At 70.7% G+C, this 18,443-nt stretch carries 17 protein-coding genes; 10 read left to right on the top strand and 7 right to left on the bottom strand.

Annotation, left to right across the window (positions count from 1 at the left end; genetic code table 11):
• The coding region (locus tag VLK66_RS10385) for a DUF1343 domain-containing protein (RefSeq protein ID WP_325309337.1) at window positions 1–1,033 on the bottom strand (1,033 nt) is incomplete at its 3' end.
• 208 nt (window positions 1,034–1,241) lie between these two features.
• Here VLK66_RS10385 and VLK66_RS10390 point away from each other — a divergent pair.
• The 5 genes from VLK66_RS10390 (at window position 1,242) to VLK66_RS10410 (ending at window position 6,382) form a co-directional block, all read left to right on the top strand.
• Entirely contained in the window at window positions 1,242–2,141 is a 900-nt protein-coding gene (locus tag VLK66_RS10390) for a PIG-L family deacetylase (protein ID WP_325309338.1), read from the top strand.
• 199 nt (window positions 2,142–2,340) lie between these two features.
• Window positions 2,341–3,417 (top strand): M20/M25/M40 family metallo-hydrolase, encoded by a 1,077-nt coding sequence (locus VLK66_RS10395; RefSeq protein WP_325309339.1) that lies wholly within the window; start codon window positions 2,341–2,343, stop codon window positions 3,415–3,417.
• A 45-nt stretch (window positions 3,418–3,462) separates the two neighbouring features.
• On the top strand, window positions 3,463–4,239 hold the full coding sequence (locus tag VLK66_RS10400) for an ABC transporter ATP-binding protein (protein ID WP_325309340.1): 777 nt from the start codon (window positions 3,463–3,465) through the stop codon (window positions 4,237–4,239).
• Window positions 4,236–5,882: a putative ABC exporter domain-containing protein gene (locus VLK66_RS10405; RefSeq protein ID WP_325309341.1), complete on the top strand. Its 1,647-nt coding sequence runs from the start codon at window positions 4,236–4,238 to the stop codon at window positions 5,880–5,882. Before VLK66_RS10400 ends, VLK66_RS10405 begins: the two co-directional genes overlap by 4 nt.
• Before the next feature lie 128 nt (window positions 5,883–6,010).
• Window positions 6,011–6,382: a 4a-hydroxytetrahydrobiopterin dehydratase gene (locus VLK66_RS10410; protein WP_325309342.1), complete on the top strand. Its 372-nt coding sequence runs from the start codon at window positions 6,011–6,013 to the stop codon at window positions 6,380–6,382.
• Window positions 6,383–6,447: 65 nt separating this feature from the next.
• Here VLK66_RS10410 and VLK66_RS10415 read toward each other — a convergent pair whose 3' ends face one another.
• Window positions 6,448–6,861: a hypothetical protein gene (locus tag VLK66_RS10415; RefSeq protein ID WP_325309343.1), complete on the bottom strand. Its 414-nt coding sequence runs from the start codon at window positions 6,859–6,861 to the stop codon at window positions 6,448–6,450.
• A 122-nt stretch (window positions 6,862–6,983) separates the two neighbouring features.
• Window positions 6,984–7,715 (bottom strand): hypothetical protein, encoded by a 732-nt coding sequence (locus tag VLK66_RS10420; RefSeq protein WP_325309344.1) that lies wholly within the window; start codon window positions 7,713–7,715, stop codon window positions 6,984–6,986.
• Window positions 7,716–8,008: 293 nt separating this feature from the next.
• Here VLK66_RS10420 and VLK66_RS10425 point away from each other — a divergent pair, with 293 nt between their 5' ends.
• Window positions 8,009–8,419 (top strand): OsmC family protein, encoded by a 411-nt coding sequence (locus tag VLK66_RS10425; RefSeq protein ID WP_325309345.1) that lies wholly within the window; start codon window positions 8,009–8,011, stop codon window positions 8,417–8,419.
• Between the two features lie 130 nt (window positions 8,420–8,549).
• Here the strand turns inward: VLK66_RS10425 and mutY are convergent, their stop codons facing one another.
• Both mutY and VLK66_RS10435 read right to left on the bottom strand, forming a co-directional pair.
• Window positions 8,550–9,653 carry an A/G-specific adenine glycosylase gene (gene mutY, locus VLK66_RS10430; protein ID WP_325309346.1) on the bottom strand — a complete coding sequence of 368 codons (1,104 nt, stop codon included), beginning with the start codon at window positions 9,651–9,653 and terminating at the stop codon, window positions 8,550–8,552.
• Between the two features lie 576 nt (window positions 9,654–10,229).
• On the bottom strand, window positions 10,230–10,682 hold the full coding sequence (locus VLK66_RS10435; protein ID WP_325309347.1) for a DinB family protein: 453 nt from the start codon (window positions 10,680–10,682) through the stop codon (window positions 10,230–10,232).
• A 377-nt stretch (window positions 10,683–11,059) separates the two neighbouring features.
• Between VLK66_RS10435 and VLK66_RS10440 the strand changes: the two genes are divergently transcribed.
• Entirely contained in the window at window positions 11,060–12,361 is a 1,302-nt protein-coding gene (locus VLK66_RS10440; protein ID WP_325309348.1) for a vWA domain-containing protein, read from the top strand.
• A gap of 273 nt (window positions 12,362–12,634) precedes the next feature.
• Here the strand turns inward: VLK66_RS10440 and VLK66_RS10445 are convergent, their stop codons facing one another.
• Window positions 12,635–13,981 carry a Fic family protein gene (locus VLK66_RS10445; RefSeq protein ID WP_325309349.1) on the bottom strand — a complete coding sequence of 449 codons (1,347 nt, stop codon included), beginning with the start codon at window positions 13,979–13,981 and terminating at the stop codon, window positions 12,635–12,637.
• A 278-nt stretch (window positions 13,982–14,259) separates the two neighbouring features.
• Here VLK66_RS10445 and VLK66_RS10450 point away from each other — a divergent pair, with 278 nt between their 5' ends.
• Window positions 14,260–15,744 carry a pyridoxal phosphate-dependent decarboxylase family protein gene (locus VLK66_RS10450; RefSeq protein WP_325309350.1) on the top strand — a complete coding sequence of 495 codons (1,485 nt, stop codon included), beginning with the start codon at window positions 14,260–14,262 and terminating at the stop codon, window positions 15,742–15,744.
• A 135-nt stretch (window positions 15,745–15,879) separates the two neighbouring features.
• Here VLK66_RS10450 and VLK66_RS10455 read toward each other — a convergent pair whose 3' ends face one another.
• On the bottom strand, window positions 15,880–17,043 hold the full coding sequence (locus VLK66_RS10455; RefSeq protein ID WP_325309351.1) for a hypothetical protein: 1,164 nt from the start codon (window positions 17,041–17,043) through the stop codon (window positions 15,880–15,882).
• A gap of 252 nt (window positions 17,044–17,295) precedes the next feature.
• Between VLK66_RS10455 and VLK66_RS10460 the strand changes: the two genes are divergently transcribed.
• Window positions 17,296–17,931, top strand: coding sequence for a hypothetical protein (locus VLK66_RS10460; protein WP_325309352.1), 636 nt, complete (start codon window positions 17,296–17,298; stop codon window positions 17,929–17,931).
• A gap of 151 nt (window positions 17,932–18,082) precedes the next feature.
• On the top strand, window positions 18,083–18,352 hold the full coding sequence (locus VLK66_RS10465) for a hypothetical protein (RefSeq protein WP_325309353.1): 270 nt from the start codon (window positions 18,083–18,085) through the stop codon (window positions 18,350–18,352).
• Window positions 18,353–18,443 lie beyond the last annotated feature (91 nt).

The raw sequence follows: 18,443 nt of genomic DNA on the forward strand, positions 1-18,443 counted from the left end.
CGGCCAGCTCGAAGCGCACCCCCGGCAGGTTGTAGCCCCGCACCCGCCGCAGCAGCTCGGGCGCGTTCAGGTACGGCGCGCCCACGTAGCCGAACGGCGTCGACGTTCCTCGTCCGACGGAGAGGTTCGTCGTCTCCAGCATCACCAGCCCCGAGAAGCTGAGCGCCGCGTCCAGGGTGCGGATGTTGGGCGACGGGTTGATCCAGGGGAGCCCCGTCTGGTCGAACCAGCGGTTCCCCTGCCAGCCGGCCACGGGAACGACCTTCAGGTCCACGCCCAGCCCGTAGCGTCCGTTCACGTAGCGCGCCAGCTCGCCCGCCGTCAGCCCGTGGCGCAGGGGGACGGGGTACGCGCCGGTGATCAGCGGCCCGTGCGTGCGCATCTCCCAGTGCATCAGCGGGCCCTCCACGCGCGCGGTCACCGGGTTGGGCCGGTCCAGGACGATGAAGGGGATGCCGCGCTTGGCCGCCTCCTCCATGGCGAAGGTCATGGTCCACACGTAGGTGTACGGCCGCGCGCCGATGTCCTGGATGTCGAAGAGGAGCACGTCCACGTCGCGCAGCATGGCGGTGGTGGGCCGCTCGGTGGCGCCGTAGAGCGAGTAGACGGGAACGCCGGTGCGCGCGTCGCGCCCGCCACCGATCTTCTCGCCGCCGTCCACGTTGCCGCGGATGCCGTGCTCGGGGCCGAAGAGCGCCGTCAGCCGCACGCCGGGGGTGGCGAACAGCACGTCCACGTCGCTGCGGCCGTCGCGGGTCACGGCGGTGTGGTTGGTGATGAGCCCCACGCGCCGCCCCCGCACCAGGTGCAGCGAGTCGCGGATCAGCACCTCGATCCCGGGGATCGGCGCCTCCGCGGCAGAATCACGTCTCACCGCGGCGAGCGGGGATGCGGCGGATTCCGGGCGGGGCGAAGCGAGGTGCGTGGCGACGGCATCGCCCTGCCCGGCGCGGGGCCAGGCCACGGCCGCGGCGAGCGCCGCCGCGGGGACGGCCGCGGCTGCGGCGCGGAGGAGCGGAAAGGTGGGCATCATCCTCTATCGAAATGGGGGTCGGTGCGTGTGGTACGCCGCCGGTGGCCGGAAGTTCGGGGCGGAGCGGCCCCGGGAGCACATCCGTCCGGCGTCGGAATCTGCTACGCCGCAGAGGAACAGATGTGGTGCGGAACCTGCACGGGCGGCGGCGCTCTGGACGGGAGCCATCCATCGGGCTTCCAACGGCTTACCCACCGAACGCCAGCGGATGATCGCCTTGCCCCGGCACCAGCCGGCCCACGAGTACGTGCTTCCCGCGTCGCGCCAGGAGGACCCGCGCGTGGCCGCGCTGCTGGCGTGCTTCCGCGCGCCCGCCGGCGAGCGCACCCCGCCGCGAACGCTGATCGTGGGCGCGCACCCCGACGACGAGACGATGGGGCCGGGCGGGATGCTCCCCCGCTTTCCCGACGGGACGCTGGAGGTGCTGCACGTGACCGACGGGGCGCCGCGGAACCGGCGGCAGTGGGGGCGCAACGAGCACGCGACGTGGGACGAGTACGCCGCCGCCCGCCGGGCCGAGGTGCTGCGCGCGCTGGCCGTCGCGGGGATCGCTCCCGAGCGCGCGCACCGGCTGGGGGTGATGGACGCCGAGGCCGCGCTGGACATGGCCGGGCTCACGCGCAGCCTGCGGGACGCCTTCGACCGCCTGCGCCCGGAGGTGGTGATCACGCATCCGTACGAGGGCGGCCACACCGACCACGACGCCACCGCCTTCGCCGCGCGCGCCGCCTGCCGCCTGCTGGAGCGCGACGGCGCGCGGCCGCCCGCGCTGATGGAGTTCACCTCGTACTTCAACCTGCGCGGCGAGCGGATCTACAACCGCTTCCTCCCTTTCGACGGCGCGCCGGTGACCGAGGTGACGCTGACCCCCGCCGAGCGCGACCGCAAGCGGCGGATGTTCGACGTCTACCACACGCAGCACGGCGTCCTGCGCGACATGCCCGTGCGCTTCGAGCGCTACCGCCCGGCCCCGCGCTACGACTTCGGCGCCGCGCCGCACGCCGGCCGCCTGCGCTACGAGCTGTATCCGCAGGGGATGCAGGGAAAGCGGTGGAGGGCGCTCGCGCTCGAGGCCTTCGAAAAGCTGGGGCTCCCCCGGTTCTACTGATCTCCCGGCCCGATTGATCCATCGCCACCACAACGACTTCCGGCAGATTGCCGGATGGTGGTCTTGCTCGGAAAAGTCCGATGCACGTCCGTCGAACCCGCGTGGAGGGCTCTTCCGACGGGAGATGCGAGTTCACGGGCGGACACGCATATTCCGGCAGCGGCGCTCCAGCCGTGACGCCATCGAACCGGGACATCCCATGCGCGCACCGCTCTCCATCTCCGCCCGTCTCCTTCCGTTTCTCGCGATTGCGGCGTGCGCGCGGGGGCCCGCCGCGCCGGGCGTGGGCGGGCCGGGCGCCGCCGCCGTTCCCGCGCGCACGCAGGTCGAGGACGTGCGCCGCGAGATGTACGCGCTGGCCGACGACTCCATGCAGGGGCGCTACACCGGCTCGCCGGGGATGGAGCGCGCGGCCCGCTACCTGGCCGGCATCTTCCGCGAGATCGGCGTGCAGCCCGCGGGCGAGGACGGCTACTTCCAGCGCATGCCGCTGGCGTGGACGCGCCAGGGCGGCGAGCGCGTTCCCCGGCTGCTGGGCGCGTGGGCCGATACCGCGGCCGTCCCCGCGGCGGACCGGGCCGTCGGCATCAACGTGGTCGGCATCGTCCCCGGCACCGACCCGGAGCTGCGCGAGCAGGTGGTGCTCATCGACGCGCACTACGACCACCTGGGAACCGCGGGATTCGGATACCAGTGCCACCGCGCGGGCGCCGACACCGTGTGCAACGGCGCGGACGACGACGCCTCGGGCGACGTGGCGGTGCTGGAGATCGCCCGCGAGCTGCGCCGCGGGCCGCCGCCGAAGCGCACCGTGATCTTCCTGCTCACGACGGGGGAGGAGGTGGGGCTGCTCGGCACGCGCTGGTACATCCAGCACCCCGCGCGGCCGCTGGAGCGGATGGTGGCGAACATGGAGATCGAGATGATCGGGCGGCCGGACTCGCTGGCGGGCGGCGGCGGGCGGGCGTGGCTCACCGGCTTCGAGCGGTCGACGATGGGCGAGATGCTGGCGAGCGCGGGAATCCCCATCGTCGCCGATCCGCGGCCGGGCGAGCACTTCTTCGAGCGCAGCGACAACATCGCCTTTGCCCAGCGCGGCATTCCCGCGCACACCCTGTCGTCGTTCAACCTGCACGGCGACTACCACACCGCGGCCGACGGGCCGGAGCGCATCGACTACGAGCACATGCTGCGGGTGGTCCGCGCCGCGGCCGGCGCCGCGCGGCTCCTGGCCGACGGCCCCGCGCCCGTCTGGAAGCCCGGCGGCCGCCCGTAGCCGCCGCTCGCACCTGATGCCGATCTCCATCCCCCATCCGTTTCGATGACCGAGCCCGCCGCCGCCCCGCCGGTGATCGAGATCGCCGGCCTGTCCAAGCACTACGGCGACCGCGTGGCCGTGGACGGGCTCACCTTCTCCGTGCCGCCGGGCGAGATCGTGGGCCTGGTCGGCCCCAACGGCGCGGGGAAGACGACCACGCTGCGGGCCATCGCCGGCATCCATCCGCCCAGCTCGGGGACGATTCGCGTGGCCGGCTTCGACGTGGTGCGCCACCCCGTGGAGGCGCGCCGCCATCTTGCGATGGTGCCTGACGAGCCGGCGCTCTTCGCCTCGCTGACGGTGTGGGAGCACCTGGAGTTCACCGCGCGCATCTACGGCGTGCGCGACTGGCGCGGTCCCGCGGCGGCGCTGCTGGACGAGATGGAGCTGGGCGACCGCCGCCAGTCGCTGGCCGACGAGCTGTCGCGGGGGATGCGGCAGAAGGTGGCGGTGGCGTGCGCGCTCCTGCACGACCCCGCCGCGCTCCTGTTCGACGAGCCGCTGACCGGGCTGGACCCGCGCGGCATCCGCACGCTGTACGAGGCCATCCGCCGCCGCGCGGCGGAAGGGGCGGCGGTCCTTCTCTCCAGCCATCTCCTCGGCCAGATCGAGACGCTCTGCACCGGCTTCGCGGTCATGCGCCAGGGCCGCCTCCTGTTCGCGGGGACGCGGGAGGAGATGCGCGACCGGTACGCGCAGGTGGGCGGCTCGCTGGAGGAGGTCTTCTTCCACCTCACCGAGGGCGCCGCGCCGCCGGTGATGGAAGCGGGCGCGCGGTGAATCCCGGGCTGCGCCTGCTTGCGCTGCGCCTGGCCCGCGGCCGCATCCGCCTCATCGGCCGGCGGATGCGCACGGTGCGCGGGGCGATCGGCATCGGGGGGACGGTGCTCTTCCTCCTCGCCTTCGCCGCGCTGCAGGTGTGGCGCGCGACTACGCCGGGGATGCGCGGCGGCACGCCGTCTCCCGAGACGCTGCGGACCTTCGTTCCGGCGCTGGTGACGGTGCTGACGATCATCGCCGCGGTCAGCGAGCGCGGGCTATACTTCTCCCCGGCGGAGACCGGCTTCCTCTTCCCCGCGCCCGTGGGCCGGCGCGAGCTGCTGCTGTACAACCTGGTTACGCGGCTCGGCATCCAGGTCCTCTCCGGCCTCTGGGTCTCCGTCTACACCGTGCTCTACGCGCCCCTCCCCGCCGCCGGCTTCGCGGCGGTGATGCTGGCGTTCGTGTTCATGTACGTGGCCGCGCAGGCGCTGGCGCTCGGCGCCATGGCGGCAGAGTCGTATCTCTCCCCGCTCGTGCGAAGGCTGGTGCGCGCGGCGGTGATCGCGGGCGTGCTGCTGATCGTGGCCTCCGCGGCGATGAGCGCCGCGCCGGGGACGGCCGGTCAGCGCTTCCGCGTGATCCTCGAATCCCCCGTGGTGCGCGCCGTCTCCATCGTCGCCCGCCCCTTCGGCGAGCTGTTCGCGGCGACCACGGCCGGCGCGGCAATCGGGTGGGGGATCGCGTCGATGGGATTGATCGCCCTGGCCGCGCTTCTCGTCCTCTCGTTCGACGTCGCCTACACCGAGCGTTCGCTTGCCGTCGGCCAGCGCGTGCAGCGGCGGTTGAGCCGGATGCTGTCCACGAGCGGCGATGGCGAGGGCGCCGCCGCCGGGCCGCCGCCGCGCTTCCGGCTGCGCGCGCCGCGGGTGGCGCTTCCCGGGCGCGCGGGGCCGCTGGCGTGGCGGCAGATGACGGAGCTGCTGCGCACGCCGCGGGCGCTGGTGTCGCCCCTCATCTTCGGCGCCGTCTGGCTGGTGGCCATGTTCGGCGGCATCCACGCCTCGGAGGGCGACGCGGAGGCGATGCAGACGTCGGTGCTCACGACCGCGCTGCTGATGCCGGTGATCTTTGGCAACCCGCTCCCGTTCGACTTCCGGCGCGACCTGGACCGGATGGCGTTCCTGCGCTCGCTCCCGCTCCGCCCCGTGGCCGTCGCCGTCGGCCAGATCTTCCCCGCCGCGGTCTTCTTCGCGCTCTTCGAGCTGCTGGTGATGTGCGGCGCCGCGGCGCTCACCGGCGCCGTGCCGGCGGGGTGGATGGTGGTCGCCGCGGCGCTGGTCCTCCCGGTCGCGTGGTGCACGGCGGCGCTGGAGAACCTGCTTTTCCTGTGGATGCCCTACCGCGTGGGCCCCGACGGCCGCGCCGGCGCGCAGTTCCTGGGCAAGGCATTGCTGCTGATGCTGATGAAGGTGGTCACGCTGGGCATCGTCGGCTTCGCGGGATTCGCGGCGTGGTACGGGATGCGGATCCTCGGCGCGCCCCTTTCCCTCGCGCTGATCGCGGCGGCGCTGGCGATGTCGATCCCCTGCATCCCGCTGACGTGGTGGGTGGGGCGGACGTTCGCGCGGTTCGATCTCACGCGGGCGGCGGCGGCGCCGTAGGAAAGAAAAGAAGTCCCAAGTGCTGAGTCCCAAGTCCTAAGTGAACTTCTTTCCTCCACTTAGGACTCAGGACTTAGGACTTAGGACTTGGGACTGCGGTTTTCACCCCCCGACCGGAGAACCTCGCGATGACGGACCTTTCCAGCGGCCGATGCGAACCCTGCCGCAAAGGCGCGCCGATGGTGACGGACGCGGAAGCCGCGGAGCTCCTCGCGCAGCTGCCGGATTGGACGATCGTGGAGCGCGACGGAATCCGGCGGCTGGAGCGCGTCTTCCCGCTCCCCACCTTCGTGGCCGCGCTCGCCTTCACCCTGCGCATCGGCGAGATCGCGGAGGAGGAAGGGCATCACCCCGCGCTCCTCACCGAGTGGGGCCGCGTCACCGTGACCTGGTGGACGCACAAGATCGGCGGGCTGCACCGCAACGACTTCGTAATGGCCGCGAAGACGGACGAGGAGTACCGCCGCCTCCAGAGCGCCGCCGAAACGGAAAGTGCGTGAGCGCATCCCTCCGCGCCCACGCACTTTGATCTGCCCTACTCTCGTACTCTTCGTACTTCCGTACTTCACTCGGTCACGATCACCTGCTGGTCCAGCACCGTCACCGCGTTCCCCGAAGTCTGGTCCGTCAGCACCAGGTGATAGGTGCCGCCCTTGGGAAGCAGCAGCACCGCGGAGTACGTGAACCACTTCGTGCCGCCGCTGCAGGTGCCGTTCACCGCGCGGGCGATGGTCACCCGCAGCTCGTTGCCGCTGCGCGTGCCGCTCAACGACACGTTCTGGTCCGCGCACGGCGTGCTCGCGTCGCCCGAGACCTTCACCACGCCGGGGATGGTGACGTCGACCGTGGCGGGCGTAGGGTTGGCGGGCGCGGAGGCCAGCGGCAGCGCCTGGAACGAGAACTGGAAGGTGTTGGCGTCGGTGGAGATGCTGCACGCCGAGAGCACGGCGGCGCAAAGGGCGAGAACGAGCTTTTTCACGGCCTGGAGCTCCGGATGTGTGGGCGGAGGGGAGATTTGTGCCGCGAATACCCCCGCGGAAAGGCGAAGTGCCCGGCGGCCGGGAAGCCGCCGGGCACGCGTTCGTCCTGGGACGAGAACGCCTACCGCACGCCCACCGAGACACCCACGTGGAAGGTCACCAGGTTCGTCTCGCTGCGCACCGGGAACAGGGTGATGGAGCCGTCCGGGTTGTCGACGATGTCGCCGTGGCGCAGGTACTCGGCCTCGCCGTTGTGGCGGTACGTCACCCCCAGGTCCAGCGACACCGGGTTCCGCCGTACGCTGAGCGGGATGTAGAGCCCGCCGCCCGCCCCGTACGCGAACGAGGCGTCGTCGAAGTTCGTGGTGCTCGCGAAGCTCTCCCCGCTCGACGTGCCGCCCACGTGCGACTCGGTGAAGATGTACGACACGCCCACGAAGCCGTTCGCGTACGGCCGGAAGGTCCCCGTCGGCAGGCCGATCTGCGGACCGGCGCCCACCAGCGCGATGTTGTTGTCCGTGGTCAGGTCCAGCAGGATGCGCCCGCCCACGGTGTTGCTCAGCTGCACGCGCTGCCGCTCGTGGCCGTAGTTCACCAGGCTGGCGTCCGCGCGCAGCCCGAACCACCCGTCGCGGTCCAGGCGCAGCAGGTAGTGCATCCCGCCGCCCCACCCCTGGTCGATGTAGTTGCTGAACTCGCCCTGTGGCCGGGCGAAGGTGGCCTCGCCGCCCACGTAGCTGCGGGGAAGGCGGGGCTCGCGGTAGTCGTAGCCGTAACCATCGTCCTGCGCCGCCAGCGGGCGCGTGACCAGCGCCGCGGCTGCGGCGATCAGCAGAAGGGTGCGAGAGCGCATGGTGGGGCCTCGTCGTTCGGAAGGGTCACCGCGGGCCGCCATCCGGCCCGCCTGCCCCATCGAACGAGCAACCGCGGTGCCCCGCGCCTCCATCCGCGCAGGAGATTGCGCCGCAATTACTTGGCTTTCGACGCGCATCTCCGTCCCCCGGTGGATTGACCGCGCGGGAGGACACTTCCCCGTCCGTTTCCCGGCTCCCTTCGCGGACACCTCGCGGCGGCGGTAGATTCGGGGGATGAAAGAGCGGGCGGCACGGGCGCCGTCCGCCGTCACCCCGGGCGGAGCGAGAGACGATGGCGGTCGAGATCACCGGCAGCTACACGGGCGACCTGAAGATGGAGCTGCACCACGGCCCTTCGGGGATGCCGCTGGCCACCGCGGCGCCGCGCGACAACATGGGCGACGGGAGCTCGTTCTCGCCCACCGACCTGCTGGCCGCGTCGCTCGGCTCGTGCATGGTCACGACCATGGCCATCGTCGCGCGCCGCGAGGGCATCCCCTTCGAGCGCGCCGATTTCTCGCTCGAGAAGCACATGACCGCGCAGCCGCCGCGCCGCGTGGACGCCATCCCCATCACCATCCGCCTTCCCGCCTCGCTCACCCCCGGGCAGCGCCAGAAGCTGGAAGAGGCCGCGCGCACCTGTCCGGTGCACCGCAGCCTCCTCCCCGAGATCCGCCGCGACGTCCAGTTCGTCTACGAGTGAGCGCGGCCCGGCCGCGATCACGCGAGAAAATGCGACTGAAGTCACGGCTACAACGGCACGCAGTCCGTCTTCGCGGACTTCCCCCGCCGGGTATCCGTCCCGTCGATTCGGGTGAAGCTCGCGGCCGACGCTACGCCGCCTCGGCCTCGGCCATCCGCGCCGCCGCCAGCCCGGCGATGCGCTTCTGTGCGACGGGGAGCGCGTACGTCTCCACCTCGGGAGGTGTGACCCACACCCAGTCGTCGTAGCGCAGCGGCACCGGCTGGCCGCCGGTCCAGGCGCAGCGCACCGCGTGGTAGGTGGCGCGCACGTGGGTGAAGGTGTGCTGCACCGTGGCCACCTCCTCGCCCGCGCGGACGGCCAGGTCCAGCCCCTCGCGCGCGGCCCGCTCGGCAGCCGCCGCCACGGCCTCGCCGCGCCGCCGCACCGCCTGCGGAAACGCCCACAGCCCGCCCAGCCGCTCGTCCACGGGCCGGCGGACGAGAAGAAAGCGGCCCTCGTGCTCGATGATGGCGACGGCGGTGTCCTCGTGCGGGAGCGGCCTGGCCTTCACCGGTGCGGGCCGCTCTTCCTGCGTGCCGCGGAGGTAGGCCCAGCAGAGGTGGCTGGCGGGGCACCGGTCGCAGCGCGGGTTGCGCGGGGTGCAGACGGTGGCACCCAGCTCCATCAGCGCCTGGTTCAGCTCGCCGGGGGTGGCGCCGGGGGCGATCTGCGCGGCCATGCGCCAGAGGCGCGACTGCGTGGGGTTGGGCTCGTCGATCCAGCGGGCGAACACGCGGCGGACGTTGCCGTCCACGATGGGCGCGGGCTCACCGAAAGCGATGGAGGAAACCGCGCCCGCGGTGTAGCGCCCCACGCCGGGGAGCGAGTGGAACGTGTCGAAGTCGCGTGGAACCTGCCCGTCGTGCTTCATCGCCACCTCCCGGACCGCGCGGTGGAAGTTGCGGGCACGTGAGTAGTAGCCCAGCCCCTCCCACGCCTTCAGCACGTCGTCGAGCGGCGCGTCGGCCAGCGACTGCAGCGTGGGGAAGCGCTCCAGCCAGCGGCCGTAGTAGCGCAGCACGGTATCCACGCGGGTCTGCTGCAGCATGACCTCGGACAGCCACACGCGGTACGGGTCCGGCTGCTGCCCCGCCGCGCTGCGCCACGGGAGGTCGCGCCGGTTCGCGCGGTACCACTCCAGCAGCCGCTCGCGCAGGCCGGCAAGCGCCCGGTCATCGAGGGGTTCGGCCACTGGGGTGCCCGTGCTGCTTTGGTTTTTCTTCGGCAAATCTAAAAAGTGGTTCTGGTGGACGCAAGGGGCGAAGGGAAGTGCTGAGTGCTGAGTGCTGAGTGCTGAGTGCCAAGTGCCAAGTGCCAAGTGCCAAGTGCCAAGTGCCAAGTGCCAAGTGCCAAGTGCCAGGTGCGTGAAAGGCGACGTCCGCGTGGGGAATGCGACTCAGTCGCGGCTACAAGGGCACGCAGTCCGCCTTCGCGGCGCCTTCGCGGACTTCACCGGCCAATCATCCGCGCACGGCTCGACATTGGTGGGATTCACGAGATTCGCACTGGCAATCGCGCGCCGATGGCGCAGTTGAAGTCCGCGAAGGCGGACTGCGTGATGTTGTAGCCGCGACTTGAGTCGCATTTTCGCCCTCACCACCGCCCGCTCTCGCCCCCCCGCCCACCAATCCCCGCCCTCACGCGCGCCGAAACGTTATCCTCGCACTCCCGCACTCCCGCACTCCCGCACTCCCGCACTCCCGCACTTCCGCACTCCCGCACTTCCGCACTCCCGCACTCCCGCACTCCCGCACTCCCGCACTTCCGTTCAGACGCCGAACTGGCGGAGGTGATGGTCGGTGTGCTTGTACGTGAGGTCGCCCCAGAGCTTGCCGTTCATCCTGCCGAAGACGGGGTGGCGGGGCCAATCGCCGGCGGGGCCGCGGGCGCCCAGGCGCTCGACGAGATCGCCGAAGGTGGCGAGCTCCGCCTGCCACTCGCCCGGCGGGGTGGCGATCAGCTCCGGCGCGGTCGGCGTTCCGTGCGGCCACGGCAGCTTGTAGATCACCAGCCAGCGAAGCGGCGGAAAGGTCAGCGGACTGGGCTTCGGCTTCGCGGCCAGCTCGCCGAGCGCCATCCGCAGCGCGGAGTTGATGTGCGCCAGCATCTGCCCCGCGTTCATCTTCCCCCACTGCGGCCGCGTGTCGGGCTGGATGCGGGCCATCCGCGCCCGCATCTCCTCCCGCGCCTCGCGATCGAACACCGACTTCGGCTTCGCCATCTTCATCCCCCTGCCGCTGAGTCTGGACTGCCAAGGTAGCTGTACATCCCGCGCCCTACATCTCCAGATCTACATCTTCGGATCCACATCTCCCGATCTACATCATCCCGATCTACATGCCGTGGTGCGGGAAAATGCGACTCAAGTCGCGGCTACAAAGGCACGCAGTCCGCCTGCGCGGACTTCCCGGTCCTCTAGCTTCACCGCGAATCGTTCGAATCGTCGCGCTGATCAACTTGGCACTTGGCACTTGGCACTTGGCACTTGGCACTTGGCACTCAGCACTCAGCACTCAGCACTTCCTCGCCTCCCTTCATCCCCTCGCCCGCCCGGCTTATCTTAGGTCATCGGAATCATTCTCCGCCACCGGAGGCCGCATGCGCTTCACCCGATACGGCAAGTACACCGGGAACCTGGCCGACGCGCTGAACCTGCAGTCGCTGCTGGACCAGCTGTCGGACTTCCTGCTGCAGAGCGGCTTCGCGGGCGGGCAGATGCACCACCCGTACTGGGGCGAGTTCGGGGGCGAGGACGACGACCGCTCGCTGGACTCGCTGAAGGACGCCCTTCTCCGCGCGCTGCTGGAGAGCGGGATGCTGACGCCCGAGATGGTGGCGCAGCTGCGCGGCGACGCCGAGCCCGACGACGAGGTGCGGGCGCAGATCGCCGAGCTGCTGGACCGGCTGATCGAGCGGATGGTGGAGGAGGGGTATCTCAACGTGAACGAGCCGCCGCAGATGCCCGGCTCGTACGAGGAGATGAAGGACGGGCAGGGGAAGATCGACGACGCGCGTGAGGCGGCGCGGCAGGTGGAGTTCAGCCTGACGGGGAAGGGGATCGACTTCCTGGGCTGGAGGACGCTCCGGCATCTGCTCTCGGCGATGGGGAAGAGCAGCTTCGGCTCGCACGAGACGCCGCACCTGGCCACCGGCGTGGAGGCCGAGGCCGCCAGCCGCCCGTACGAGTTCGGCGACGTGATGAACCTGGACATCCCCGCCACGCTGAAGAGCGCCCTGGCGCGCGAGGGGCTGCGGGACGACGGATCGATCCCGCTGGAATACGGCGACCTGCACGTGCACCAGGCCGAGTACCGCTCCAGCTGCGCCACCGTGCTGATGCTGGACACCAGCCACAGCATGATCCTGTACGGCGAGGACCGCTTCACGCCCGCCAAGAAGGTGGCGCTCGCCCTCACGCACCTCATTCGCACGCAGTTCCCCGGCGACACGCTGAAGGTGGTGACCTTCGGCGACGAGGCGCACGAGATCCCCATCGGGCAGCTGGCGCAGGCGCAGGTGGGCCCCTTCCACACCAACACCGCGGCGGGGCTGAAGCTGGCGCGGCGGCTGCTGCTGGCGCAGAACAAGGACATGCGCCAGATCGTGATGATCACCGACGGAAAGCCGTCGGCCATCACCATGCCCGACGGGCGCATCTACAAGAACAGCATGGGGCTGGACCAGCTGGTGCTGCGCGAGACCTTCCACGAGGTGGGTGCCTGCCGCAAGAGCGGGGTGCTGATCAACACCTTCATGCTGGCGCGCGACCCGTACCTGGTCGCCTTCGTGAACCAGGTCTCGGCCATCGCCCGCGGCAAGGCGTACTTCACCAGCACCATGACGCTGGGCCAGTACATCATGCGCGACTTCCTGCGCCGCAAGACCCGCCGCGCGGGGTAGGGAAGGGCGAGGGTCTGGGCGTGTTCCGCGCCCGAGGCGCGGAACCGGGCTGCGCGCGCGGCAGGCAACGATACGACCGTTGCCAACCGCGCCGGGCCCCGGCGGATCCGTCTCCGCCGGGGCCTTCGCGCGTTCGGGGATGCTTCCTCGCGGCCGCCCCGCCGGTTTCCGGCCCTCCGGGCGCGCATCCCTCACGCAACCGCGCGGGCAGGATCGGCCTGTACGAAAACCGCGCGGCTGGACGCATGGCGTGCGTTCCAGACTTGGCCCGGGTCAATCGGGCCGGCCAGTCGCGTTCCGCGGGGGAGACACCTTTTCGGCGGAGCTCGCTTTCAGCCGGGTGGGCAGGTCTTCAGCCGCCGTGAAGATGAACGCCTTGCCCGCCTTCCGCTTGTCGAGCAGATGCCGCGCGGTGAGGTCGAGAAGGTCCGTTCGCGCGGTTCCGGTCGAGATCCGATGGCTCGTCTGATGGGATTGCACAGTGTACGAGCGGCCGGGATGTTTCAACGCGTGGCCCAACAGCGCAAGCTGCCGGTGATTGAGATCGGCTGACCGCTTCAAGAGCGCCTGCACTTCGCGCAGCTCGGCCATCTTCTTACGGAGGTAGGCCTTGAGATCTTCGATCGCGCGGTCGATCACGCTCAGCTGGTACAGGACGAAGTAGGTCAGATCGTTGTCGTCGGTCTCCGTGAAGAGGAACGCGCGCCCGTACTGTCCGGGGGCTTTCTTGAGGATGCGAGAAATCGAGATGTACTCGGCCAGCCAGTAGCGATCGGCCAGCATGGACCAGTAGAAGAGCGCGCGTGCGGTTCTCCCGTTGCCGTCGACGAAAGGGTGGTCGAACGCCAGCCAGAAATGCAGCAGGATCGCCCGCACTACGGGATACATGAAGGCACCGTCGGTGCCTTTCGAGTTCGCGAACTCGCACATCGCCGCCATTCGATCCGGAAGCTCGCCCGCCGGGGGAGGGACGTGAAGCGTGTTCCCGTACGGGTCGCTCACGACGATGTCGTCTTCATCCGTACGGAACTCGCCTGCGCTCTTCCCGTCATCCAGGGTCCCATCGGTCACGATCCGGTGCAGTTCGAACACCAGCGCAGGGGTCAGAGGGTTCGCGCGGTTCTCCTGGACGAATCGCATGGCGGCGAAATTGTTCAGAATCATGCGTTCGCTGCGGTCGATCGGCCGCCGGCCCGAGCGAATCATGTCCCGGGCGACTTCGGCGGTCGTCGACGCGCCTTCCAGCTGGCTCGACGTAATCGACTCCTCGATCAGCGAATTGACGATATAGCGATCTCTCGTTCCCGGATTCGTCACTTCCTCGGCGAGTTGAATGCCCCCGCTCGCGTTCTGATCGATGATGTGCAGAAGCCGGAGCACCGAATCGGGCAGCATGTACTTGAACGGCCGCCCGGCCTTGTCTCGCAACGGGATCGGCTTCAGGGCGATGCTTCTGGCCAGCTTGACACCGAACCACCATTCTTCGAGGGAAAGATTCGAGGGTGGCTGCCGGTGCCGCAGCTCGTCCCAGTGCAGGTACTTGCCGTCCGGCGCCGGTCCCACCCCCATGATCTCGACCGCTTTCCCGCCAAGCTGGACGGATTTGGCCAGGTCGGCCACACCTGGTGCGAAAATCGGTATTTTCATGCGTGCGATCCTTCAAGCGATTCGTTGATTGTCAGATTGCTGTTAATTTAATAGAAATTGACAACAACTCAACACTTCTGGAATCCAGCGGAGTACAGGCTCACCGCGGAATCCTGGAGTTTATTTGCTCCCCTTCCAGCCGCATCACCCCGCCGCAAAATCCGGGTGGCCCGCATCCCCCCGCGCGCCTACCTTCCGCGCAGCCGATTTCGCAGCATATCCCGCCCGACGAAACCACCCGGCAGCCACCCGTGAACGACGCATCCCCATCCCCCGAGCTCACCCTCGATCCCGCCGACTGGGACGAGTTCCGCGCGCTGGCGCACCGCATGGTCGACGACACCATCGCCCACCTCGCCTCGCTCCGCGATCTCCCGGCGTGGCAGCCGATGCCGGACGCGGTGCGCGGCTCCTTCGCCGCGCCGCTGCCGGTGCACGGCGAGGGGGATGAGTCGGCGTACCGGGATTTCGTGCAGCTCGTGCGGCCGTACCCCAACGGCAACCTGGGACCGCGCTTCTGGGGGTGGGTGCAGGGGAACGGCACGCCGCTGGGGATGATGACCGAGATGCTGGCTGCCGCGCTGAACCCGCACCTGGCCGGCTTCGACCAGGCGCCGCGCCTGGTGGAGGAGCAGGTGATCGCCTGGCTGGCGGAGATGATGGGCTTCCCCGCGGGTGCGTCCGGCGTGCTCGTCACCGGCGGGACGATGGCGAACGTGCTGGGGCTCGCCGTGGCCCGCCACGCGAAGGCGGGGTTCGACGTGCGCGCGGAGGGCCATCAGGGCGGACGCCCGCGGATGATGCTGTACGGCTCGTCCGAGACGCACGGGTGGGTGAAGAAGGCCGCCGAGCTGCTCGGCCTGGGCTCCTCGTCCTTCCGCTCCATCCCCGTGGACGGCGAGTACCGCGTGGACGTCGACGCGATGCGCGGGGCCATCCGTGCCGACCGCGCGGCGGGGCACCGCCCGTTCTGCGTGATCGGCACGGCGGGCACGGTGAACACCGGCGCGACCGACGACCTGCGCGCGCTGGCCGCCCTCTGCCGCGAGGAGGAGCTGTGGTTCCACGTGGATGGCGCGTTCGGCGCGCTGGTCCGCATCTCCGGCGAGCTGGCGCCGGTCGTGGCGGGGATGGAGGAAGCGGACTCGGTCGGCTTCGACCTGCACAAGTGGATGTCGCTCCCCTTCGAGGTCGCCTGCGTGCTCGTCCGCGACGCCGAGGTGCACCGCGCCGCCTTCTCCATGCGCGCCAGCTACCTCGCGACCGCGACGCGCGGAGTCACCGCCGGCGGCCTTCCCTTCTCCGAGCTGGGGATCGACCTGACGCGCGGCTTCAAGGCGCTGAAGGTGTGGATCGGGATGAAGGCGCACGGCGTCCGCGCCTTCGCCGCGCTGATCGAGCAGAACGTGGCGCAGGCGCGGTACCTGGCGGGGCTGGTGGAGGAAGATGCGGCGCTGGAGCTGCTGGCGCCGGTGCCGCTGAACATCGTCTGCTTCCGCTACAACCCGCGCGGCTTGGCGGAAGACCGGCTGAACGCCATCAACGAAGAGATCCTGGTGCGGCTGCAGGAAGACGGCATCGCCGTCCCCTCGGGCACCACGCTGAACGGCCGCTTCGCCATCCGCGTGGCCAACGTGAACCACCGCAGCCGCCGCGAGGATTTCGATCTCCTCGCCCGCTCCGTCGTCCGCCTCGGCGCCGGGATCGCGAAGCAGCTCTCCGCTCCCTCCGTGTGATGCAAACGCTCGCCGGCTTCACGCCAGCGCCGTCACCCGGCCCCGATGCCGGACAGCAGTCCCGCAGGGACTTCGTGCTTTTGTTGCCGCGAATTCATTCGCCCTCAGCCCCAGAATTCCGCCCGGCACCCGCCATCAATCCCCGACCGGCGCGGTAACGAGGCGGACGGGGATGCCGCCGTTGCTGGTGCGGAAGACCTCGGCGAACGGGAGCCCCACCTGCCCCTCCAGCTTCCGGTCCGCCGAAAGGAGCGCGACCGTCCAGCCGGGGCACTTCGCGCGGGCGACGCGGCCCAGCGCGGCGTACAGGTTCCGCAGCGCGTCCGTCTCGCCCACGCGCACCCCGTACGGCGGGTTGGCGATGAGGAGCCCCGGCCCCTCCGGCGGCTCGATGGCGGAGACCGGCCGCACGTCGAACCCCACGTCGTCCGCCACGCCCGCGCGCCCGGCGTTCGCCGCCGCCGCCTCGATCGCCCCCGCGTCGCGGTCCGAGCCCTGGATGGCGACGGGCGGCGACGGCCGCTCCGCCTCGCGCGCCCCGGCGACGACGCGCGCCCATGCTTCCGCGTCGAACCCCGGCCACGCGGTAAAGGCGAACGCGCGCGGCTGGCGATCGGCCGAGGCCAGCCCCGGCGCGACGTTGCGCGCGATCAGCGCCGCCTCGATCGGGATCGTCCCCGAGCCGCACATCGGGTCCACCAGCGGCGAATCGCCGCGCCAGCCGGAGCCGAGCAGCATCGCCGCGGCCATCGTCTCGCGCAGCGGCGCCTTCGCGACCGCCTGGCGGTAGCCGCGCAGGTGCAGCAGCGCGCCGGATGCGTCCGCGCTGATCGTCACCTCGTCGCGCGCCACGCGGACCACGAACAGCTGCGCGTCCGTCGCCTCCGCCGCTTCGTCCTCCGGCCCCTTCTCGGCCGACGCGGCGCCGATCCCGCCCACCCGGTCATCGATGAAGCCCAAGATCCGCTCGGCGATGGCGCCTTCGTGATACAGCTTGCTCTTCTTCGACGTCACCCGCAGCCGCACCGGCCGCCCCTTCGCCACCCACCGCCCCCACGGCACCCTGCGCGCGTGCCGCTCGAGCTCGATGAACGACCGCGCGCGGAACGTGGCGGCGCGCACCACCACGCGGCTGGCCGTGCGCAGCCACAGGCTGGCGCGCATGAGGTCGTCCGCGCCGCCCTCCCACGCCACGCCGCCCGGCTCCGGCGCGGCGGAGATCCCCAGCGCCCGCAGCTCCGCCGCGCAGATCGCCTCCAGCCCGGGCGCGGTGATGGCGAACAGCGAAAGCGGCGGCATGGAAGTGCGGGAGTGCGGGAGTGCGGGAGTGCGGAAGTGCGCTGGCTCGGAAGCGCGGAAGGTACTTGGGTGGAGATCGGGGGACAACGATGGAGGGATGGAGATCGGCCGGCCGTGTGTTCCTTAAATCTTGGTGACAAATCTGCCCCGGGCCGCAACTCTGCTACCCGATTTCGTCCGGCGAGGTTAAATTCATCATCCCGGCACCCTTCCCGCCGGGAAGCGTTGGAACCCGCGAAGCAAGACATCCCCATGCGCAACCGAGTGCTCGCCACCGCCGCCCTCGCCGCGGCGACGCTGTTCGCGGCCGCCTGCGACGGCGGCAGCGCAACCGCCCCGCGCGACGGCCACCTCACTCGCGCCGAGGCGCTGGCGCTGAGCCATGCGACCTTCGGCGTCGGATCGAGCTTCGCGGGGGGCGGCGTACCCGGCGGCGCGCGCGGGGCCCGCATCCTTGCGGCCAACGGGAGCAGCACCTTCACCTTCAGCTTCGACACCAGCGCGCCGTGCCCGTCGGGCGGCAGCGTGGGGCTGAAGGGTTCGCTCGGTGGCGGCTTCGACGCCGTGGCCAGCGTCGGCGAGGTGACGGCGAACGTGACCGTGGCGCACGCCGGCTGCAAGGTGGCCACGGACCAGGGCGGCGTCTTTACCCTGAACGGCGACCCCGACATCATCGTCGGGCTGGCGGCCACGTCCGGCCCGAACGGGCTCACGGGCTTCCACCTGACCGAGACCGGCGCCTTCACCTGGGACCGCGGCGACGGCAACTCCGGGCGCTGTACCGTGGCTGTTACCGCCGACCTGGTCGCGGGGACGCAGAACGTGGCGCTCAGCGGCAGCTTCTGCGGCTTCCCGGTGGACGGCGTCATCGAGCACGTCGGAAGCTGACGCGCGTCGCAGCGGTCGGATCGTATCGAGCCCCCGCCCGGCACTTCGCCGGGCGGGGGCTCTTCGCATCCGCGGCCAATCTGCTTGCCCGCCGCGGCGCCATCTCCCATCCTTCGTCATCTCCATCGCCCAATCCCCTTCCGAGGACCCGATGACCCGCTCCCGCCTTGCAGGTCTCGCCGCCGCCGTGCTGCTCCTGGGCGCGTGCGGGAAGAAGGACGCCGAGCCCGGCGCCGCCCCGGCCGATTCCACCGCCGCCGCCGCGTCCGCCACCCCCGCGCCCGAAGCCGCCGCGCCAACGGGCATCGGCGGGACGCCCGCCGCGGCGCAGCGCGGGGTGGACAGCGCCGAGGCCGCCTACCGACGCCAGGAAAGCGCGGTCGACAGCCTCAGCCAGCAGGCCGGCGGCGCGACGCCGTAACTCTCATCATCAACGGTAGATGACGAGCGGCGCCGCGGGACAGGGGGCGCCGCTCGTCATATCTTCTTCATCGGCAACGCTGTCCGATCCC

It is taken from the genome of Longimicrobium sp., from assembly GCF_035474595.1.
Taxonomy (GTDB): domain Bacteria; phylum Gemmatimonadota; class Gemmatimonadetes; order Longimicrobiales; family Longimicrobiaceae; genus Longimicrobium.

Coding starts and splice junctions, on each gene's coding strand:
- VLK66_RS10390 (WP_325309338.1), top strand. CDS start 1,242: ATGATCGCCTTGCCCCGGCACCAGCCGGCCCACGAGTACGTGCTTCCC.
- VLK66_RS10395 (WP_325309339.1), top strand. CDS start 2,341: ATGCGCGCACCGCTCTCCATCTCCGCCCGTCTCCTTCCGTTTCTCGCG.
- VLK66_RS10400 (WP_325309340.1), top strand. CDS start 3,463: ATGACCGAGCCCGCCGCCGCCCCGCCGGTGATCGAGATCGCCGGCCTG.
- VLK66_RS10410 (WP_325309342.1), top strand. CDS start 6,011: ATGACGGACCTTTCCAGCGGCCGATGCGAACCCTGCCGCAAAGGCGCG.
- VLK66_RS10420 (WP_325309344.1), bottom strand. CDS start 7,715: ATGCGCTCTCGCACCCTTCTGCTGATCGCCGCAGCCGCGGCGCTGGTC.
- VLK66_RS10425 (WP_325309345.1), top strand. CDS start 8,009: ATGGCGGTCGAGATCACCGGCAGCTACACGGGCGACCTGAAGATGGAG.
- VLK66_RS10435 (WP_325309347.1), bottom strand. CDS start 10,682: ATGGCGAAGCCGAAGTCGGTGTTCGATCGCGAGGCGCGGGAGGAGATG.
- VLK66_RS10440 (WP_325309348.1), top strand. CDS start 11,060: ATGCGCTTCACCCGATACGGCAAGTACACCGGGAACCTGGCCGACGCG.
- VLK66_RS10455 (WP_325309351.1), bottom strand. CDS start 17,043: ATGCCGCCGCTTTCGCTGTTCGCCATCACCGCGCCCGGGCTGGAGGCG.
- VLK66_RS10460 (WP_325309352.1), top strand. CDS start 17,296: ATGCGCAACCGAGTGCTCGCCACCGCCGCCCTCGCCGCGGCGACGCTG.
- VLK66_RS10465 (WP_325309353.1), top strand. CDS start 18,083: ATGACCCGCTCCCGCCTTGCAGGTCTCGCCGCCGCCGTGCTGCTCCTG.